Origin of the sequence: Algoriphagus boritolerans DSM 17298 = JCM 18970 (assembly GCF_900108085.1) — a bacterium.
Taxonomy (GTDB): Bacteria; Bacteroidota; Bacteroidia; order Cytophagales; family Cyclobacteriaceae; genus Algoriphagus; species Algoriphagus boritolerans.
The window spans coordinates 19,738-36,927 of record NZ_FNVR01000015.1 but is presented as its reverse complement, the minus strand read 5'-3'; the positions used below and the strand labels follow the sequence as shown (position 1 = coordinate 36,927).

14 protein-coding genes are annotated in these 17,190 nt (G+C 44.4%); 7 read left to right on the top strand and 7 right to left on the bottom strand.

The features are described 5' to 3' along the window. The first annotated feature begins 217 nt into the window (after window positions 1–217). Together C4S61_RS13315 and C4S61_RS13310 are read left to right on the top strand one after the other, a co-directional pair. Complete coding sequence (locus C4S61_RS13315) at window positions 218–1,699, top strand: MFS transporter (protein WP_103925303.1); 1,482 nt, start codon at window positions 218–220, stop codon at window positions 1,697–1,699. A gap of 98 nt (window positions 1,700–1,797) precedes the next feature. After that, window positions 1,798–3,753: an alpha-amylase family glycosyl hydrolase gene (locus C4S61_RS13310; RefSeq protein ID WP_103925302.1), complete on the top strand. Its 1,956-nt coding sequence runs from the start codon at window positions 1,798–1,800 to the stop codon at window positions 3,751–3,753. 15 nt (window positions 3,754–3,768) lie between these two features. On the opposite strand, the gene C4S61_RS13305 is transcribed toward C4S61_RS13310, so the two are convergent. Continuing rightward, complete coding sequence (locus C4S61_RS13305; protein ID WP_103925301.1) at window positions 3,769–4,797, bottom strand: LacI family DNA-binding transcriptional regulator; 1,029 nt, start codon at window positions 4,795–4,797, stop codon at window positions 3,769–3,771. Window positions 4,798–4,979: 182 nt separating this feature from the next. Here C4S61_RS13305 and C4S61_RS13300 point away from each other — a divergent pair, with 182 nt between their 5' ends. The 4 genes from C4S61_RS13300 to C4S61_RS13285 all read left to right on the top strand — a co-directional run bounded on the left by C4S61_RS13300 (window position 4,980) and on the right by C4S61_RS13285 (window position 8,538). After that, on the top strand, window positions 4,980–5,402 hold the full coding sequence (locus C4S61_RS13300; protein WP_103925300.1) for a beta/alpha barrel domain-containing protein: 423 nt from the start codon (window positions 4,980–4,982) through the stop codon (window positions 5,400–5,402). Between the two features lie 3 nt (window positions 5,403–5,405). After that, window positions 5,406–6,449, top strand: a complete 1,044-nt coding sequence (locus tag C4S61_RS13295) for a zinc-binding dehydrogenase (protein ID WP_103925299.1) — start codon at window positions 5,406–5,408, stop codon at window positions 6,447–6,449. 194 nt (window positions 6,450–6,643) lie between these two features. Continuing rightward, window positions 6,644–7,531, top strand: a complete 888-nt coding sequence (locus C4S61_RS13290; protein WP_103925298.1) for a sugar phosphate isomerase/epimerase family protein — start codon at window positions 6,644–6,646, stop codon at window positions 7,529–7,531. 128 nt (window positions 7,532–7,659) lie between these two features. Further along, window positions 7,660–8,538, top strand: a complete 879-nt coding sequence (locus C4S61_RS13285; RefSeq protein ID WP_103925297.1) for an SMP-30/gluconolactonase/LRE family protein — start codon at window positions 7,660–7,662, stop codon at window positions 8,536–8,538. Window positions 8,539–8,737: 199 nt separating this feature from the next. On the opposite strand, the gene C4S61_RS13280 is transcribed toward C4S61_RS13285, so the two are convergent. Continuing rightward, window positions 8,738–9,883, bottom strand: coding sequence for an IS110 family RNA-guided transposase (locus C4S61_RS13280; RefSeq protein WP_103925296.1), 1,146 nt, complete (start codon window positions 9,881–9,883; stop codon window positions 8,738–8,740). 334 nt (window positions 9,884–10,217) lie between these two features. Further along, the gene (gene pheS / locus C4S61_RS13275; protein WP_103925295.1) at window positions 10,218–11,246 is read right to left on the bottom strand and encodes a phenylalanine--tRNA ligase subunit alpha; all 1,029 of its coding nucleotides are present in this window, start codon (window positions 11,244–11,246) and stop codon (window positions 10,218–10,220) included. Window positions 11,247–11,423: 177 nt separating this feature from the next. Between pheS and C4S61_RS13270 the strand changes: the two genes are divergently transcribed. Continuing rightward, window positions 11,424–11,984, top strand: coding sequence for a fasciclin domain-containing protein (locus tag C4S61_RS13270; protein ID WP_200820583.1), 561 nt, complete (start codon window positions 11,424–11,426; stop codon window positions 11,982–11,984). A gap of 66 nt (window positions 11,985–12,050) precedes the next feature. Here C4S61_RS13270 and C4S61_RS13265 read toward each other — a convergent pair whose 3' ends face one another. From C4S61_RS13265 to C4S61_RS13250, 4 genes are all read right to left on the bottom strand, one after another. Next, on the bottom strand, window positions 12,051–12,518 hold the full coding sequence (locus C4S61_RS13265) for a hypothetical protein (RefSeq protein ID WP_103925294.1): 468 nt from the start codon (window positions 12,516–12,518) through the stop codon (window positions 12,051–12,053). A 2-nt stretch (window positions 12,519–12,520) separates the two neighbouring features. After that, entirely contained in the window at window positions 12,521–13,147 is a 627-nt protein-coding gene (locus C4S61_RS13260) for a hypothetical protein (protein ID WP_103925293.1), read from the bottom strand. A gap of 50 nt (window positions 13,148–13,197) precedes the next feature. Next, entirely contained in the window at window positions 13,198–14,037 is an 840-nt protein-coding gene (locus tag C4S61_RS13255; RefSeq protein ID WP_146064402.1) for a hypothetical protein, read from the bottom strand. 224 nt (window positions 14,038–14,261) lie between these two features. Continuing rightward, the gene (locus tag C4S61_RS13250; RefSeq protein ID WP_103925291.1) at window positions 14,262–17,141 is read right to left on the bottom strand and encodes a TonB-dependent receptor; all 2,880 of its coding nucleotides are present in this window, start codon (window positions 17,139–17,141) and stop codon (window positions 14,262–14,264) included. Window positions 17,142–17,190: the final 49 nt, after the last annotated feature.

Below are 17,190 nucleotides of genomic sequence, written 5' to 3'. Positions count from 1 at the left end.
CAGCTATGACAGAAACCCTGAAAGTGCTCCTTTCGGGGTTTTCTTTTTCATTTTCCTCCGAAACAATTGTGGGAATATCAAACGATTTCCAAAGGGATTCGGCAATAAAACTTTCATTGCTGACTTTTGAGGGGCTTTTTTCATCCTAAAAACTTTGTATTTTTTGAAGTTGAAAAACGAACTGACTTACCTTTTGCAATAACCCAAACCTCACCCGATGCAAAAACCCAAACTCTCCTTTTCCCAAATAATCAATATGAATGTTGGGTTTTTTGGGATCCAATACAGCTTTGGACTACAGCAAAGCGCAGTCAATCCAATCTACGACATGCTGGGTGCTGCACCGGATGAGATTCCGCTTTTGAATCTGGCCGGACCGATGACGGGATTGCTCATTCAACCCATCATCGGAGCACTGAGTGACAGCACCTGGAGTGAGAAGTACGGGAGAAGAAAACCCTATTTTTTCATTGGCGCTTTGATGTGCAGCATCTGTTTGTTCTTTTATCCATTCAGTAGCACGCTTTGGATGGCGGCTGGCTTACTTTGGGTGCTGGATGCGGCAAACAATACGGCGATGGAACCTTACCGGGCGCTAATCGCGGATTCACTTCCCAAGGAGCAGTATGGTCAGGGATTTTTGACCCAAAGCTTCTTCACCGGACTCGGTATCACTTTGGCCAATATTTCCTTATTTATCTTCCAGATTTTCTTCAAGGGAACCATCGGTTCGCTTCCAATGTGGGTCTATGCCTCCTTTTTCCTGGGGACGATCTGCTCCATCACCTCGGTGCTCTGGAGCATGTCCAAAACGCCTGAATATCCTCCCTCCGCGGAAGAATTGGCCCTTTTGAAAGAACGGAACAAAGGGATGCCTCATCCTGCCATTCAGTTTTTTCTTTCGATATTAACCACTTTGGTCGCTTACTTGGTCTTTTTCATTCTGCTGATTCCCTCGATTTTTGATCGAAAACTGATCCGAAAAACCATCCATTGGGCTGAAAACAACCCTACGACCAAAGTGCTATTTGCCCAAAACCTGGAGATTATCGAGTCCATCATCCAGATGCCATCTGTGATGTGGAAGTTGGCATTGGTTTACCTTTTCCAGTGGTATGCACTCTTTTGCTATTGGCAAAATGCCGCAAAAAGTATCGCCCTATCAGTTTGGGATGCCACGCCCGCGAGTGATCCGGGGAAATATGAAGAAGCCGTCGGCTGGACAGGCCTAGTCAATGGCTGGTATAACATCGTCACTTTCCTTTCTGCCTTTTTTCTGGTGGGAATGGCGAGAAAATTCGGACCCAAAAAAGTCCATTTCTTTTGTCTCATGATGGCAGGATTGGGATTGATCATTTTCCCCATGATCGAAAATAAATACCTGCTTTTTGCGCCGATGACCGGATTTGGGATCGCTTGGGCGAGTATGATGGGCATTCCTTACCTGCTCGTGGTCAACGAGATTCCGAAAGAGCGCTACGGAGTCTACATGGGCATCATCAACATGATGATCGTAATTCCGATGATTTTGCAGACGCTTACATTCGGTTTTATTTCCAAAACTTTCCTTCAAAACGACGCGGGCCAAGCCATCACTTTCGCAGGAATCTTCCTTCTCATCGCAGCAGCTGCCACCTTAAGGATCAGGGAAAATAAGCAAATCGACCCCGACATTTCACCGGTTTCAGCTGGGCATTAATCAAAAATTCAACTTAGACCTGGCAGGTTTTCAAAACCTGCCAGGTCTAGTTTCAGCGGGACATTAATCAAAATTTCAACCCATTATACGTCACGGTAATGACCACCGAATCCCTACTTCACCAAAAAACTCAAGACATTCTCAGAGCAGCCGGTTTGGATGAAAAGAAAAAAGACAAAGCTTTTGTCTCCCGCCTTTTTCAGCATCTTCCCCTCATTCACCGGCTTTTTGGTGAAATCTACGCTTTGCATCCCGAGGCCGAAAATCAGTTTCTAAAACTGATTCAAAGCCTGATCCAAGGCTATCAAAACCGGGAAAATGCACTTCGGAAACGCGACGAAGAAAAGGCCAAAAAAGACTTTTGGTTTCTCAGCAATCAACTCACCGGAATGAGTTTGTATGTCGATCGATTTGCGGGAGACTTGAAATCCATGCCCGAAAAGCTGGGTTACCTGGATAATTTGGGGGTAAACTTCCTTCACCTCATGCCGATTTTCGAAAGTCCAGCGGGCGAAAGTGACGGAGGCTATGCGGTCTCTGATTTCCGTAAAGTCGATGAGCGTTTCGGTACCCTCGGGGATTTGATTTCTCTTCGGAAAAAAATGCACGATCAAGGTATGTTCCTCATGCTGGACATTGTGCTCAACCATACTTCGCACCATCACGAATGGGCCAAAAAAGCCAAAGCAGGGGATAAATACTACCAGGATTTCTTCTACACCTATGACAATCGCTGGATCCCGAATGAATTTAATGCGACCATGCCCGATATTTTTCCCGAAAGTGCTCCCGGCAATTTTACCTGGAATGAAGAAATGGGCAAATGGGTCATGACCGTGTTTCACTCCTATCAGTGGGATTTGAATTACACCAATCCGATCGTCTTCCGGGAAATGCTGGAAAACATCCTGTTTTATGGGAATCTTGGGGTCGACGTACTTAGAATAGATGCACCGGCTTTTATCTGGAAAAAAACCGGGACAGCCTCTCAAAACCTCCCCGAAGCGCACACGCTACTCAGGCTAATTAAGCAATGCGTCCAAGTGGCGACACCGGGAATGGCGCTATTGGGAGAGGCCATCGTCGCTCCAAAAGAAATCATGAACTATTTCGGAACAGGAGAATTTATCGCCCAAGAGTGTGACTTTGCCTACAACGCTACCCAAATGGCTCTTCAGTGGGATATGTTGGCTACCGGAGAAACGAAAATCATGCTGAACGCTCAACATGAGATTTTACAAAAACCATACGGTACATCCTGGATCACCTACACCCGCTGTCATGACGATATCGGACTTGGGTACGATGACTACATGATTGCCCAGGCAGGCAAGGATCCCTATCAGCATCGGAAGTTTCTCAAAGAATATTATTCCTACTCGGGTGAGCAGTGGATGAGTCCGGCTCGGGGGGCACTTTTCTCCTCCAATCCCAAAACCGGCGATGCCCGCATCAGTGGAACATTGGCTTCGCTTTGTGGTCTGGAAAAAGCCGTAATCGAGCGAAATGAAAATTCGATCGACCAAAGCATCCAAAAAATCCTGTTGATGCAGGCACATTTCATTTTTCTGGGAGGATTGCCAATGTTGTTCTACGGAGATGAAATCGGCTATACGAATGACTATAGCTTCCAAAATGATCCCGGAAAAAGCTACGACAACCGCTGGATGCACCGTCCTGTGATCGATTGGGAAAAAGTCAGAAAAGTGGAGATCGAAGGATCGATTGAAAACCGGGTTTTCTTCGGAACGAAGAAGCTGCTGGAAATCCGAAAGCAAAAGCCTCTTTTCAGCGATTCAAGTAACATCTCCTGGCTGAGTCCGCACAATATCCACGTTGCTGGCTTTATCCGAAGACTCGGAAATGAGCGCGTTTATTGCCTTTTCAACTTCTGTGATAAAGTTGCCAACCTGACTTGGTACGCCTTTCGGGAGCAGGGCGAAGGAGCAGAAAAGCTGAAGGACCTCTGGAGCGGAGCAGAATTTGGGATAGGCCCTGACCATGAGCATTTGAATTTGGAACCCTATGGATTTATGATTCTGGAGCCAAAGTAAAGGCTCCATTTTTTATCAAAGTCGTTTTTGAGAAGATTGCCTGACGATCAGTTCGGTTTTCATTTCGATCAAATCATCCTCGCCAAGACTGTGTTCTTTGATCAGGTTGATCAAAATTTCGGTTGCCCTTTCACCCATTTCAAAGCCGTGCTGATCCACCGAACTCAGGCTAGGCGAAATATATTCTGAAAGCATCCAATTGCTAAAACCCATCAAACCAACTTTTCCAGGCACTTCATAATCCGCTGATTTCAGGTACTTCAAAGCACCAAGAGCCACCAAATCTGTGATGCAAAAAATCGCATCAGGAGGATTTGAGCTTTCCATCAATTCCTTGGTAAAATCAAACCCCTCCGATTCGATGATGTCCCAGCAGCCTTTTACCCATTCCTCGCGAAATTCCAATCCATGATCTTTCAAAGCTTTTTTGTAGCCTTGGAATCTTCCCTGCGCATTTTTTACTTCCAATCTTCCGCTCAGATGGGCGATTTTGCTGTATCCATTGTCAATCAGATTTTTGACAGCCTGATAGGCTCCATCAAAATCATCCACCACAACTTTGGGTGAATGAATGTGGTCGGTGATTTTATCAAATTGGACGATAGGTTTCTCTTCGTCCAAAAAATCCTGAAGGTGTTCCGCCACAAAAGTTTCATTGGAAACAGAGATAACCAGGCCATCAACTCCCATTCCCAGCAGGGTACGGCAGGCAAAGATCTCACCGTCCTTCACATCTCCGGATTGAGTCACCAACACATGGTAACCCTGTTTTTTCGCCGTCTCTATTACTCCTGAGATCGTAGTGGAGAAAAAATGATGCACGATATGCGGGACTACCAAACCGATCAGGGAAGTTCGGCTTTTTCGAAAATTGACGGCAAGCGTATTGGGCACGTAATGGTGCTTTTCTGCATATTCTTTGACTTGTCTTACCGTTTCATCAGAAATTGAATGGTAGCCATTTAGTGCTCTGGATACGGTCGAGGGAGAAACATTCAAGGCAATTGCAATATCTTTTAAAGTAACTCTTCTCTTTTCCGACATGTTCAGGATAGTTTGTGTTGGATAAGTTATTTGATTTGATTCTGGTTATCAATGCCATTAGTAAAAAGGATTTTGGAAAATGTAAGAATCACCTCGTCAAAATCGTGTCCGATGCATTTTGAAAAACTTTTATATTGATCCTAGATAATTCTTCAAAACTCAATTAATCTAGCCCAAAAACCATGCAACCTATTGTTCAGATATCGCTCGACCTGACAACTATCGCTGAGGCACTGGAAACCGCCGCTTTGGCGCTTCGAGCAGGAGTAGACTGGTTGGAGGCCGGTACACCCCTGATTTTAGCCGAAGGCCTTCATGGAGTAAGAAAAGGAATTGCAGCTGCAGGACATCGGATGCCAAGCCCACTGGATCAGCTTCGGGAAGTGGTCAAAGCCGTGAACATCCCCGTGCAGGCTGTGGGAGGTCTCTCCCTAGAGCAAGCAATCAAATGTCCTGAGTATGGCGCACCACTTGTAGTTTTGGGTGCGCCGCTGACGATTGATGCGGATTCTTTCAAAACGGCAGACGGAAATCTGGAAGAATCCCTTCGCATGATCTGTGCCGCTATTCACGCTCAAAAAACCGTTTTTCCCCCTAAATCCTAAGCCATGTCCAGCACCAAAATACCTGCGGTAGTCAATTTTTCAGAGAAAAAGCATTCTGTCGAAATCCGCGAAATTTCCATTCCTGATATCGGGGAGGAAGATATTTTACTTGAAGTGGAAAATGTCGGAGTCTGTGGCAGTGATCTGCATCAGTGGACTTCAGATCACAGTTGGCCGGTGAACTATCCAGTCGTATTAGGCCATGAGTTTGGAGGAAAAATCGCTGCAATTGGAGATCGGGTTTCTGGCTGGAAAGTCGGAGATCGCGTCGTCTCCGAAACCGCGGCAGTGATCGACTCCCAAAATCCCATGAGCAAAGTTGGCCTTTACAATCTTGATCCAACGCGAAAAGGCTTTGGCTATGGTGTGAATGGTGCGATGACAAGATTTGTCCGGGTACCTGCCCGCTGTCTTCATACCGTTCCGGAGAATCTTTCCTTCGAAGAAGCCTGCCTCACTGAACCCTGTTGCGTGGCTTTCAATGCGCTGGTGGGAAATTCCCAAATCAAACCAGGTGACAGAGTGGTAGTAATCGGCCCGGGAACGATCGGAATCCTTTGTGCCGCAGTAGCCAGACTTTGCGGAGCAGAAGTGGCGATTTTGGGTTTGGAACGCGATAAAGGGAGGTTGGAGATCGCCCAAACTGCCTATGGATGTGCTCCGCTGATCGGAGAAGATGCAGCAGAGACTTGGGCCAGAAAGCGGGATGGCCTGGGTGCTGATCTGGTCGTGGATGCAGCGGGACACAGCAGCACTTTGAAAATTGCCATGAGACTCGTTCGTCAAAATGGTCAAATCACCAAAGTCGGTTGGGGACCACAGCCGCTCAATTTTTCCATTGATCCGATAGTGCAAAAAAACGTCCGACTTCAGGGAAGTTTCAGTCACAACTGGCCGATTTGGGAGCGGGTGATTGTCTTGCTGGCTAGCGGAGCATTGAATGTAAAGCCCATCATCGGAGGCATTTGGCCGATTACTGAATGGGAAGAGGCATTTGAAAAAATGCATTCTGGGCAAATCGTAAAAGCAGTTTTAAAGCCTGTTTGATATGCGCCTCAAAGACAACATAACTTTCAAATAAATAATTATCCGTCACTTTGCCAGAAGGACATAAAAGTTATGAGTAACGGATAATTAGTCAACGGTCGACAGTCGACCGACCGCAGCAGCTCTAATTGCACTTCAGACTTTTTTACTTGGGTAAGTGGTAAAAAAGTGTTTAACCATAATGATAAAGAATCATGCCAAAATTAGCCGCCTTTCCCAAAGCCTTTATGCAGCAGCTCTGCAATGACGGAAGCATGAAAATCGCCGACTGGGTGAGCCTTGCCGCGCCACTTAAGATCGACGGATTGGAATGGTATGCCGGTTTTTTGGAAATGGAAAATGAAAAAAACTGGCCCAAATTTCGAAAGATGGTAGAAAACGAAGGCATGGTCATTCCGATGATGTGCTGCTCCCCTGATTTCACCCACCGGGACAAAGCCTTCAGGGAAAAGGAAATCCAAAAGCAGCGGCGCTGGATCGATATGACCGATGAACTTGGCGGTAAATATTGTCGGGTCTTATCCGGCCAATTTCGCCCCGAACTTTCCATCGAAGAAGGGGTCAAACTCGCCAAAGACTGCATCGAAGCTTGCCTGCCTTATGCCCAAAGTCTGGATATTACACTAATTATCGAAAACCATTACAAAGACGACTTTTGGGAATATCCTGAGTTTGCACAGAAAAGAGCCGTTTTCACCAAGCTAGTCAAATCCATTCAGCATCCGAATTTCGGGGTGAATTACGATCCAAGTAATACTTATTTGGCAGGAGAAGATCCGCTGGATTTACTGTATGATGTGTCTGATCGGGTGATGACGATGCATGCCAGCGATCGGTTTTTGAAATATGGCACACTCGAAGACCTTCGGAAAGAAGACGGAGGAGCGGTTGGCTATGCCAAACGGCTGAGCCACGGCGAAGTCGGAAAAGGAATGAATGACTACGATGCCATTTTCACCGAACTCAAGCGCGTCGGTTTTGATAACTGGATCAGTATCGAAGACGGCGTGGACGGCATGGATCAGCTAGAGCGCAGTGTGGCGTTCTTGAAGAAGAAAATTGCGCAGTATTGGAAGGAGTAATTGTCAACAGTCCACCGTCGACAGTCGACCGCAAATAGAATTTACGTTGGAATTTGTACTCTTGAATTAATAAACAAAACGGCTGTGGTCCGTGGACTGTAGACCGTTGACAATTAAACTTTAAAACCTTGCAACATTCAAACCTTACCACCCTTCCCTCCCAATGCTATCTCGGTGAAGGTCCACTCTGGATCGCTGATTTAGGCTGTTTCTTTTGGGTAGATATCGAAAAAGGAAATCTACACCGCTATCATCTGGAATCTGAAAAGCTGGAAATCCGACATTTTCCCCATCGATTAGCAGTGGTTTTGGAAGGTCAAAATGGAAAGCTGATTCTGGGTTTGGACCGAAAGTTAGTTCGCTACGATTGGGAGACTGAGGAAATAGAAGAGCTGTGTGAAGTGGAAGCCAATGAACCGCTGCATCGCTTCAATGATGGGAAAGTTGATGCTCAGGGTCGCATCTGGATTGGGACGCTGAGCACGCTTTTCACCGAAGGTGCAGGTTCGCTGTATCGAATCGGACCAGATTTGCGGCCTGAAGTCCAGCTGAAGAACCTCAGCATTTCCAACGGCATGGCTTGGACGGAAGATCAAAAGACCTTTTATTTTATCGACACCCCAACCCGGAAGATTCAAGAATATTCATTCGCTCCTGAGACAGGAAAAATCGGATTCAGAAGGATTGCGGTGGAAATACCGGAAGAGCTGGGTTTCCCTGATGGAATGTCTAGCGACCGGGATGGGATGCTTTGGGTGGCGCATTATGGAGGTTCGGGAGTCTATCGCTGGAATCCCGAGACCGGCAAATTGGTTGACAAAATTGAATTGCCGGTGCCTCACGTAACTTCCTGCTGCTTTGGTGGAGAAAATCGGGACGTGATGTTAATTACCACCGCTCAAGAAAATCTGGCTGAATCGGACTTGAAAAAGTATCCAAAAAGCGGGGATGTGTTTTTGGTGAAGTTAGAGGTGGGGGGATTTAAGGCTAATCAGGCTTCGGTTTAATTTCCCGCTGATTAACGGAGATAAAATTCGCCGATTAACGCTGATTTTTCACTTGACTGGTTCAAGACCCACCTTGGTTCAAGGTTTCAAACTTGGCCCCGTCATTATGCAGTCTTCGGACTGCCATGTATTGATTCCTTTACCAAACAGGTTCAAGGTACTATCTTTCAAACCAAGAGTTTTCTGAAAATTTTTACCTTTACGATACCGGAGAGGAAGCATACAGTGATCGTTCACTTGGATGTTTACCTTGTGTAGTGCCGACTTGATCGGCACTACTTTTTACAGCTTTTGCAAAGCTGACCGGAGAGGGAAGCTCCAGCTCCTGTTCTTTGGATATTTGGGGTTTATAATCATTTTCAAAATGGGTGTTGTTTTTCCATAATGCGTAGATGGTGGTCAGAATTTTCTTTTGGACAGCCACATAGCTTTTCATTTTTAGGCCATGCTTTTCGAAGGTCCGATCAAATAGGTTGCAGAAAGGTTTGACTTGGTAGGTGACAGCCTGGAATGCCGGCATGAACATCGCCCGCCTGATTCTTGAATTACCTTTTTTTGATATTCTGGTTTTACCGTTATGCTTTCCCGACTGGTTTTCGATCACGTCATATCCGCTGTAGCTCACTAATTGCTTGGCGTTTTCAAACAGTTCAAAGCCGTTGGTTTCGGCTAGTAGAATAGCTGTTGTCAATACACCTACTCCTTTAATCGTACAGATGTTGCAGACCTTTTGCCAGACTTCTTCTTCACTTTGGAGCAGATTTTTGATCGTGATTTCAAGTTGTTCGAGCTGCTTGTCAATCAGTTTGATCATGCTTTCCAACTGTTTTTCAACAGCTTTTGAGGAATACATGCCATTCTTGATGGCGTGGAGCTGATTTTTTGAACTCGTCTTTTGTTCCTGCAAGCTTTGGTGATGTCTGGTTAAGGATCGTAGTTCATAGAAAAACCTTCCAAATGGAGACCAGATAGACAGGCATTGTTCTGCTCCCATCTGGGCAAGGCCCTTAGCATCTATACTGTCGTTTTTGGACTTGTTCCCAAGCGATTTAAGATAATTCTTCGCTTTATTGGGTAAGATCACTGAAACAGAATAGCCTTTCTCAAACAGATACAAAGCGCAAGACTCATGGTAATTGCCAGTAGCTTCCATACAGATGACCAGAGGAATGCTTTGGTCTTTCCAGTTTTTTCGGATCCAAGTATCCATGGATTTGAAACCAGATTTGGTATTGGCAAACGTGTGAGTGGTTTTTACCGTGACCTTTTGACCGTTATCTATAGTGGATAAACAGCCGTTGATAGATTTGCTGGAAATATCCAGTCCGACAGAATATTTTAACATAGAATTTGATGATTTGAAAAAACAAGATCCCCCCTAGATCTTTACTCATAGTATGGAACATTGAAAGAGCTAATCCCTCATGTTTAGGTACTATTCAGATTCGAAGAGGAAAGAATAAAGATGTGATCCCTTGAACACAGTATCGGTATTGCCGTACTTCGTCTTCGAGTCTGGCTACACCTTTATCCTGTTTTTTTTCATTCAATTTAAAGATATGAGTCAGGAGCCTTGAACCAATTCAAAATCCGCGCTGATCCGCGACTTTTTCTGCATACATCTGCGGGAACCTTTAAATTTAAAAAAGCCAATCTCTCGATCAGCTTTTCTCTATTTTCTATAGCAGCGGCCTGAATTGGCTCAGGAATCGCACGTCATTTTCGGTAAACAGTCGCAAGTCACGGATCTGATACTTCAGCATCGCGATTCGCTCGATTCCCATTCCGAAAGCAAAGCCTGTGTATTTTTTGGAGTCAATTCCGCAGTTTTCCAGGACGTTTGGATCCACCATTCCACTTCCACCGATCTCTACCCAACCGCTACCTTTGCAGACGTTGCAGCCTTTCCCTCCGCAGATCAGGCAGGAAATATCGATCTCCGCACTGGGTTCGGTGAATGGGAAAAAGGAAGGTCTGAACCGCACTTTAGTCTCCTTGCCAAACATCTCCTTGGCAAAGTGATACAGGGTATTTTTCAAATCGGCAAAACCTACATTTTCATCCACATAGAGTCCCTCCACTTGGTGGAAGATGCAATGCGCACGTGCTGAAATGGCTTCATTTCTATAAACCCGTCCCGGAGAAAGCGTCCGAATCGGAGGCTTTTGGTTTTCCATTACCCGTACTTGTACCGATGAAGTATGGGTTCTCAGCGCGATATCGGGATTTTTCTCGATGAAAAAAGTATCCTGCATCTCACGGGCAGGATGATTTTCAGGGAAATTCAGTGCGGTGAAGTTGTGCCAATCGTCTTCGATCTCAGGTCCTTCGGAAAGATTAAACCCGATGCGCTCAAAGATCTCGATGATGCGCTGACGGGTTGCGGTAAGGGGATGAATTCCGCCCAAAGGATAATTGGAAGGAGGCAAAGTCAGGTCAATATCCGCAGATTTCGACTTCTTGTTGGATGCAGCAACTTTCTCGATCAGCTCCTGAAACTTCTCCTCAGCCAGCTGCTTCACACTGTTGACCACCTGACCGTAGCTTCGCTTTTCTTCATTCGGGATCTGGCCCATCGCTGCAAAAAGCTCCCCAACGACACTTTTCTTGGAGATAAACTCCATTCTGTAAGCCTCTAATTGATCGGGGGTAGTCGCGTCAGCTGCTGCTATGGCGGCTTTGATCGCCTCAATTTTCTCTTGGTACATGACTGCAAATTAATCCAGCCACAAAGCTATCAATTTTGAGCTTTTGGGAGCAAAAGTCGGCGAGTAACTCTTTGCCTCCTTTTGATTTTTACAAAAAAATAAATCCTGCACTCAATCCACCTGCGATTTCTCACTCGTAAGTGCATCCATATCAGAAAAACCAAAACAATTAAAAACATGAACAAATTATTCAAAATGGCTTTCGCAGCCTTCGTATTCCTTACAGCAAATGCTGCTTTTGGACAAATGGAAAAAACAGTAGAAGTAGGTGGCGCACCGATGTATCCTTCTAAAAACATCGTGGAAAATGCAGTGAATTCTGCAGATCACACAACATTGGTAGCAGCTGTGCAAGCGGCAGGTTTGGTAGAAACTTTACAGAGCGCAGGTCCTTTCACAGTGTTCGCTCCTGACAATGCAGCTTTCGCTAAACTTCCAGCTGGAACAGTTGAGACACTTTTAAAGCCAGAGAACAAAGCACAATTGCAAGCAGTATTGACTTACCACGTAGTAGCCGGTAAAATGGGTTCCAAAGAAATTGCTGCTGCGATCAAAGCGGGTGACGGCAAAGCAACTTTAACAACTGTACAAGGCGGAACTATCACTGCATGGATGAAAGGCAAAGACCTCTACATCACAGATGCAAACGGTGGACAGTCTAAAGTGACGATTGCCGACGTATGGCAGTCAAACGGTGTGATTCACTCAGTGGATACCGTGGTACTTCCTAAGATGTAATTGAAAGACATTGTTATTAAATAAAAAAGCCCAAATCGAATTGATTTGGGCTTTTTTATTAATTCATCATTCAACTCCACCAGTGTGAATCTTCACTTCATAGGCAGTGAATAAATGGTCAGGGTCTAATGAGCCTTTTACCAAATACTCGTCTTGATAAATGATGTAGTATTGTTTAAAATTAAGACGGAACCAATCCATGTAGCCCATTTCTGAATCAAACCAGACATTCATTTGATCCAAGTCCCGCCTAATAATTTGAAGTTTATAATTATCAAGTCCATGAAAAACACTTATATGGAGATTAGGATCATCGAATGGAGGATCAAAATTCTTCCTCCAATATTGAAAACTTTCCTTTGAGGCAGTTGACCTATCTATATATTCTGTGTTTTTTTCTACTCGATTAAATATAATTAAAAGAGGACTTTCCTCAGAAAGAAATTCAACTTTCTCCTTTTTGGAATTACTGTATTTCTCGGGCTGACAAGAAGAGTAAATGAAAATTAGTAAGAATAAGAAATAGAGCTTCATAGTTAATTACAATCATTATTTAAATTATCTAAGGCTAACTTTTGATAATCTTCATAATTAGTCCTTTCTGGCAAACGATACCTCCACATGTCTGTTGCTTGTAATCCAGACCATGCCAAACCTTTGTAGAAATCAGATGGCAATCCATTTGGGAAAGCATTTTTAACGTTTGGATCGTTTAGAAATTGCAGCTTCCCTAAATTGGAATGAATTAGTGAAAGTACTATTGACATATTATTTACCATGTTCTCAGCCATATAATTATGATGAATAACAGCATTTCCGTCAGGATAATATTTTTGTATGTACGTATTGAAATTTGCCTCAAAATCACCATCAATTGGAGACCCTCCTTTATGAAAATTTGCTACAAACAACTCAGCATGAATCATTTCATGGAGGATTATTCTCGCTAATTCAAGTGAACTTAAATTCACCCTATCTTTATTTATGGTAATCTGAATATGGTATGGCCCAAGGTCATCATTTGTTTCGGCATTAGCTGCCGTCATTTGACCTGGTCTTTTAGGTATTTCCCCAACTTTTAGAACCACATTTCTTCCATTCGGAACAGTCCCATCGAAAATAGCCAATCTATCCACAAATCTTGTGAGTTGCAGCTTACTCAAAATACAATTTAAATAAGCATTGTCACTAAATGATTTGTCGATTTGAATTCTTAAATTTGGGCTAGGGGCAGGACTTTAGGCGGATCATATTCGCATGTGCTACAAGTTCCATTCCCATCCGTATTTGCAGTGCCTCCGGATCCCCCCGAAGGAAATCCGTAATTATAGGATGTACCTAAGTCTCCTCCACCAGCACAGCTGGTTTCAGCTATATAGTATTCTATGGTGGTATTGCAATATCCATCAATACACGTTTTATACCCTACAGGATAATAGTGAGTAGTGCAGCCCATATCCATAATTCTTAGACCTTCTGTCTGATCTCCCACATGTGGACTGAAAGTATAGTTCCTAATTACTTCTCCTTCTTGAATTTCAAAGCCTACAAAGTGATGTTCATCGTAGGTGAACAATTCAAGCCTTCCGCTCCAATCATAGTCAATCGCCTGATAATTTATCTCCTCAAAGGACTTTTCATTACTTGAATTCGCAGGATAATACCTGGCAATCAAGGGATCAAAGCGATCCAGCGACTGATGTTTGACAAACATGATATTCTGAATAACAACCTCCGCTGGATTGCGGTTTGGGAAGCTGTCCACCATGCTTGTAGGAAAGTACTTGGTGGCATTTTCTAGTGAAATCTCGAACACCTCCCGTCCATCCGGAAAGTAATAATGATGAAACTTATCCCAGTCGGGTTCTTTTTCAAAAAATGGGAGGATGAGTTCCTGAGACTCTGATCGGAAATTTGAGGCCTTTTCCGGAAGTCTAAGTTTCGTCTTATTCTCTTCAAACCAAGACTTCACTTGAGCAATCTGTGCATCTTCGTCCATCTCAATTTGTGGAGCTTCGGATTCTTCCACACAGGAAATCAAAAGGAGATTCATCGTAATCACAAGGGCTAGAAAACCTAGAAATCCTAATCTACCTGGATTTTTGTACTTGGGGGGAGGCAAATGTGTTTTTCATAAAAAAGGGGTTTTTGGTTGGTAAAAATTTAAACAAAAGATCAAAACGAATTGTCTAAAAGTCAATAGTAAAAACTACTTTTTTTGCATAAAAAAGCCCAAATCTTCCGACTTGGGCCTTTTCAGACTTCTGACTTCAACTTTTACCAAGTTCTTCCTCCACCCGGTCTTCCCATTTGCCAAGGACGATCCGGCTGCGCTTCAGGCTGCTTGAAGTTGCCAAGGATATAAGTGAACGTAATCATCCCGTAGCGTGTCAGCACGTTGGTGAAGACATCTGTTACAGCCACATCCGATATGGTTCGGGTGATGCTGTTGTTCTGATTGAGCAAGTCGAAAACGACTGCTTTAAGTTCGGCCTTGTTATTTTTCGCGAAGCGGAAACCTCCCTCGATATTCCACAGGAAAAAGTTTTGGTTGAATCCTTCGGAAAGTCCGGAATAAAGCGTGTGAGCGACAGTATTTCCCATGAAGACTTTCCCGTTTTTGGAGGCAAAATAAAGCCGCGCATTGGATTCCTGTTGGTAGAAGTTATTGTCCAGGTTTTGCTGTAGGGAAGAGTTAACGATGTTGTAGGAACCCGAAGAGCTGATCGAGAAGTCCACATTTTGGCTGATATTGGAGCTTAGCGTGATCCCCTGACTGAGCGTGAGATTGTCATTGAGGTTACTTTCACCATTGATGATACCCGGAATCCGGTTGAAGCTGACCCGAGAGTTGGTGTTGAATTGGGTTTTGATTTTTTTGATTGGTGCACCGTAGGTCAAGAAAAGGGAAGTTCGGAAGTTCCCGTCCAGATTAACAGGAGTTGTGATTTGTCCTCCGGGTCGAAGAAGAATCTCCCCATTGATCAGGGTGTCCTGAGTGGCTAGAAAGGTATTATTTCCGATGTAATCACTAGTCGAGGAATAGTTGATAAACGTGAATAGTGTGCGGGATTTCTCCAAATTCACTTTGCTGATATTGAAGAAAATGTTGTGGTTGAAGCTTTGCCCCAAACTAGGATTTCCGACACGAAGATTCAGCGGGTTTTGGTTGTTAACCACATTTTGAAGCTCTGCTACACTTGGCTCGTCGGTATCTGTCCGATAGCGCATTCTCCAGCTAAATCCTGTTTCCCGGTTTCGGTAGTTAAGATTCGCGCTGGGTAAAATATTGTTGAAGGACCTTTTGAATACGCCCTCAGTCGGGAAAAAGGCTTCATTATCCAAGCGGGCATTTTGGTAATCCAGGTTTAGGTTGACATTCCATCCCTCGTTATTGTAAGCATAACCTGATCGAAGTCGCTGCGTGATGAACTTGTTGTCAAATTCATTGGAAAGTGCCGTGTCCAATACATACAAATTTTCCTGATTGAGTACACGGGTTTTTTGATCCGCCCGGGTTTTGTTGTTGGCGATTTGATATCCGAATGTTCCGATGGATTTTTCGCCTAGTGGCTCAGTCCAAGTCGTATTGATTCGGTAATTAAAGCCTTCATTAAGCGAACTCGTCTCCTGCTCTGCAGTATCGATGAGACTTCGTTGGTAATCCTGACTTGCCGCTAAGAGTGTCGAAAATTGGTCCCGATTGTTCCAAGCCGTAAATATGTCCGTTGAGAAGGTTCTTCCCCTTTTCTCAAATTTATATCGGTAGGTAATGTTGTTGGAAATATTGAAAGCTATTGTCTCAGCCTCTGATATTGAACGCAATGCAGAAAGCGAATCACCTCCATTTGTAGTAGTCAAGGCATCGCGGTCGCCAAATGTCTTGTTGGTTTGAAAAGAGATATTAGGCGTGATGATGATTGAATTTTTCTCATTCAGATCGGCCTCTATTCGGGCATTTGCGCGGTGATTGTAATTATCCACGGTATTGATCAGATTTTCCTGATAGAGCTGACGCAAATTTTCATTGACAACCGTCTCCCGATTGGTAATCTGTCTCAGCGAGTTGGTGGTATTGTTGAAGAAGTAGCTTCCCGTGAAATTGACTTTCTGACCCCATTTGTCGGAATAATTTAAACCCAATGCATTGGTAGAAACAATCCCTCCTGTGTTACCCACAAAGAAATTATTGTTTCCGCCACCGCCCCATCGACCGCCTCCACCGCCGCCTGGACCTCTTGGACCACCACCTCCACCGGCATTGGCTGTCACTCCGGCAAGATCCTGGCTGGAGAAATTCTGCTGATTGTTATTATTGAAAAGCCCCAAAACCGAAATGCGTTGATCCCCTTTAAAGAAATTCACACTTCCGCCTGCGGCATACCTGTCCTCGGTTCCATATCCTGAATAAAGCCTCCCAAATGAACCGTTTTTACGGTCCTCCCGAAGAATAATATTGATTGTCTTGGTATAATTTCCATCATCGAATCCAGTCAGCCGGCTTTGATCGGATCGCTGATCCAAAACTTCCACCCGGTCTATGGCATCTGCCGGAAGATTGCGTAAGGCGATATTGGGGTCATTGCCAAAAAACTCCCGCCCATCCACCAGGATCCGTTGTACCTGCTCTCCCTGAGCCTGAATTTGTCCATTTTGCATGGTAATTCCGGGCATCTTTCGAATGAGATCCTCGGCTTGTGCATTGGTTTGGGTTTTAAATGCATTTGCATTAAATGATGTGGTGTCGCCGCGTTGCTCTCCGACTGGGACCTGGCCTTCGATGAGCACCTCACCCAGGACTTTCGTATCCTCCAAAAGGATCAAATCCCCGAGATTTAGCGATTGTCTGATTTGGTGAACGATAGATATGGACTTATATCCAATAAAAGTAATCTCGACCTTGACGGAAGGAATATCAGGCCGGTTGATCTCAAATGCTCCATTTACCCCTGTGACCGTTCCGAGAAGAAGTGAATCTGTCACGGTCTTTACCAAAACGTTGGCTCCGATCATGGGAATATTTGCAGCTCCGTCGATTACTTTTCCGGTCAGTTTTCGCTCCGGTGTATTAGTAGGGCCTACTGGTCGTTGACCATGGGCTAGATAGCTGATTAAAAGACTGAAAATCAGCAAAAAAAACAGGGTAAAATTTTTCATATCAGATCAAAGTTCAAGTCCTTTGACCGAACCTGAATGACAAAGGTTT

Bases quoted from the DNA above. Each gene is read 5' to 3' on its own strand.
- C4S61_RS13315 (WP_103925303.1), top strand. From the start codon at position 218: ATGCAAAAACCCAAACTCTCCTTTTCCCAAATAATCAATATGAATGTT.
- C4S61_RS13310 (WP_103925302.1), top strand. From the start codon at position 1,798: ATGACCACCGAATCCCTACTTCACCAAAAAACTCAAGACATTCTCAGA.
- C4S61_RS13305 (WP_103925301.1), bottom strand. From the start codon at position 4,797: ATGTCGGAAAAGAGAAGAGTTACTTTAAAAGATATTGCAATTGCCTTG.
- C4S61_RS13300 (WP_103925300.1), top strand. From the start codon at position 4,980: ATGCAACCTATTGTTCAGATATCGCTCGACCTGACAACTATCGCTGAG.
- C4S61_RS13295 (WP_103925299.1), top strand. From the start codon at position 5,406: ATGTCCAGCACCAAAATACCTGCGGTAGTCAATTTTTCAGAGAAAAAG.
- C4S61_RS13290 (WP_103925298.1), top strand. From the start codon at position 6,644: ATGCCAAAATTAGCCGCCTTTCCCAAAGCCTTTATGCAGCAGCTCTGC.
- C4S61_RS13280 (WP_103925296.1), bottom strand. From the start codon at position 9,883: ATGTTAAAATATTCTGTCGGACTGGATATTTCCAGCAAATCTATCAAC.
- pheS (WP_103925295.1), bottom strand. From the start codon at position 11,246: ATGTACCAAGAGAAAATTGAGGCGATCAAAGCCGCCATAGCAGCAGCT.
- C4S61_RS13270 (WP_200820583.1), top strand. From the start codon at position 11,424: ATGAACAAATTATTCAAAATGGCTTTCGCAGCCTTCGTATTCCTTACA.
- C4S61_RS13265 (WP_103925294.1), bottom strand. From the start codon at position 12,518: ATGAAGCTCTATTTCTTATTCTTACTAATTTTCATTTACTCTTCTTGT.
- C4S61_RS13255 (WP_146064402.1), bottom strand. From the start codon at position 14,037: ATGAATCTCCTTTTGATTTCCTGTGTGGAAGAATCCGAAGCTCCACAA.
- C4S61_RS13250 (WP_103925291.1), bottom strand. From the start codon at position 17,141: ATGAAAAATTTTACCCTGTTTTTTTTGCTGATTTTCAGTCTTTTAATC.